3 protein-coding genes are annotated in these 2,569 nt (G+C 32.9%); 1 reads left to right on the plus strand and 2 read right to left on the minus strand.

Annotation, left to right across the window (positions count from 1 at the left end; translation table 11 throughout):
* Nucleotides 1-182 (plus strand): hypothetical protein (locus I593_RS20685; RefSeq protein ID WP_016165286.1); only part of this gene is annotated, 182 nt, incomplete at its 5' end.
* Nucleotides 183-225: 43 nt separating this feature from the next.
* Here the strand turns inward: I593_RS20685 and I593_RS17910 are convergent.
* Together I593_RS17910 and I593_RS17915 are read right to left on the minus strand one after the other, a co-directional pair.
* A complete protein-coding gene (locus tag I593_RS17910; protein ID WP_005200044.1) occupies nucleotides 226-1,671 on the minus strand; it encodes an ATP-binding protein in 1,446 nt (481 codons plus the stop codon).
* A gap of 280 nt (nucleotides 1,672-1,951) precedes the next feature.
* On the minus strand, nucleotides 1,952-2,473 hold the full coding sequence (locus I593_RS17915) for a hypothetical protein (RefSeq protein WP_016165287.1): 522 nt from the start codon (nucleotides 2,471-2,473) through the stop codon (nucleotides 1,952-1,954).
* Nucleotides 2,474-2,569 lie beyond the last annotated feature (96 nt).

A 2,569-nucleotide genomic window follows, 5' to 3' on the forward strand; every position in this document is an offset into this window, starting at 1 on the left:
GGGAAAAAGCCATGAGCAATATTATTCAACTCTCTAAACCATGTGCTTTCTGTGATTCAAGGGACAACGTACAGCTTTTTGCAGGGCTGATGCTTTGCGAAAATTGTCAGGACAATATCCAGATTACCAATCCTGGCATGTTTGAGGCCAATGATCAGATTGAACAAAAAGCCCAGGATTAACCTGGGCTGCGTATAAGAGATTTTATGTTAAATAAAAAGCACCTTAAGGTGCTTTTTTTCTTTTCCCCATTCCTTTTAAAGAATTAAAACCAACAATATATGCATATAAGCTTGATGGTTTAAATACAAATCGTTCATCTCTATATATCAGTTCATCATCAATAGTTTTACTAGTAACTAAGATAGAATCTCCTTGTAAGTTAGGATTTTTGCGTTTGAATGTTATACAGTTATCTAACTCTTTATGATCTGAAAATGGTCTATCTGTCCATTTGATTTCGATAAACCATTGAGGTTTTTGTAGATCATTAAGATAGACAATATCAATCTCACCATTATCCCATCTAGCATAATAAAGAGAGTCTATGCTCCCATGTTGCCACTGGCTATAAATAGCAGTTTCCGTCAGGGCTCCCATGTGTTGAGAAGTAGGATCTATTTGACCAAATAATGCTGCTCTCATAGAGGGATTAGTCAAATATATTTTGAAAAAATTAGCTCTCTTGAACCTCTTACAATTGTTATCAATTCTTTCAACCCTTTTGATCAGAAAAGCAGCTTCTAAATATTCTAAATAGCGTTTAATTGTATTTTTTGCGACACCAGAATCTTTTGATAATCCATCTAAGGATACTTCTTGTCCAGTATTGTACGCCAAGGTTGTAAAGAGTCTATTTAACTCTTGGATATCGTTGATACCATATAAGCTAGGTAAATCTCTTAAGAGCACCTTATCTATGATGTCACTTTTAATATACTGTGACTGGTTTTCGCGGATTTTCTCAGAAAAAACTGTTTCTGGATAACCACCATAATTAAGGTAATTAACAAATTCTTTATTTAGCTCTTCAATATTGTTGGCGCTATATTGATCATCAAAGCTTTCAAAATCTTCAGTGTAGGTAACTAACTCAGCTTCCTTATTAATAAATGACAGATATTCAGCAAACGTTAAAGGCGGAAGGATGTAATCACTGAATCGACCAGCACCAGATTCATTACTTTTTAAGCGTAAGGCAGCGGCAGCAGATCCCGTTACTATAAACTTATAGCTTGGGTAGGAGTCTACTAAAGATTTTAGATGGACTTCCCAATCTCTTAGGTACTGAATCTCATCAAAATATATATACAATTCGTCATTTCGTTTATGGTCGTGTAATGAATTAAAAATATTTAATAATTTTTCTAACCCAATACCTGTATAAATAGGTGTTTCTAAAGATAAAAATAATATTTTTTTATTATCAATTGAGTCTCTGTGGATAAGTTCACTTATACTTTGCATGACCATTACGGTTTTTCCAACGCGTCTTGGCCCCATTAGCACAAGTGCCCGATTAACAGAACGATCTAGGATATTTTCATAAAACTCAAAAAAATATTTTCTTTTAGGATGTTGGCTATGATTAATAGATGTATCTCTATCTTCCCACCAAGGGTTATCAAAATTCAGGCGATCTAGGATTTCTTTTTCAGAAATAGTTAGCATCAAAATACCCTATAAGCACTATTACGATGTAATAATCATACATCAAAAACACCAAATAAGATCAGTATGCTGATCTTATTTGGTGTTTTTTTAATAAGCTATTTAAGCACAATTGGTGTTTTTTTAGATAATTTTATTGGCATAATCTATCAATTTTGTACATAAAAAAGCCGACTTGTTTCCAAGTCGGTTTTTTAGGTTTTGCGCCCCAATTTTTTATAGCATAACTTTTTGAAATATAAAACTATTTTTATATGCATTTCGTATAAGCTCTATTATGTTAAATACCCTCATTCCAAGCTTTATCTAAGCTTTTCAAATTATTGTATGCTTCTTCAAAATCACTTAATTTAAATGTTAAAACAGGAGATGAAAAAGGTTGTTCCCAAACTACTGATGTTACAAGGTCATGCATATTGTTCCATGCTACCCCAAATCGAATCCATTGAACTTCTGATTCAGTCACCATCTGTTCAATCATAATTACATTACAGACAAGATCTAAATCATCAGAACAAATTAAAATTGGTATGACAGTGGATACTGCACCATATTCAGAAGTTTCAGGTTTTAATAGTTTCCATGCATTACTCAAAGGAACGCTATTTTCAAAGTCATATAGCCAACCATGTGCTGGAACGGAAGAGTTTGCATCCTTAAAACTAGTGTTTTTACTTATCCATATATTTAATGGAAGCCCATCAATAGCAAAAATAGGAAATGGTTTAGTCTTTCCATTTCCATCCTGAATACATCCTTTGACAGGGTGTTCATTTAATAATATTGCCGAAATAACGTTCATATATTAGATCTCTTGCGAAAGTAAAAACCACCTCAATATAAATTTCATGAGATATCAGAAATTAAATCGTTTTTCAGATTCTGAATTCAAACGCTT

Source organism: Acinetobacter tandoii DSM 14970 = CIP 107469 (genome assembly GCF_000400735.1).
Taxonomy (GTDB): Bacteria; Pseudomonadota; Gammaproteobacteria; order Pseudomonadales; family Moraxellaceae; genus Acinetobacter; species Acinetobacter tandoii.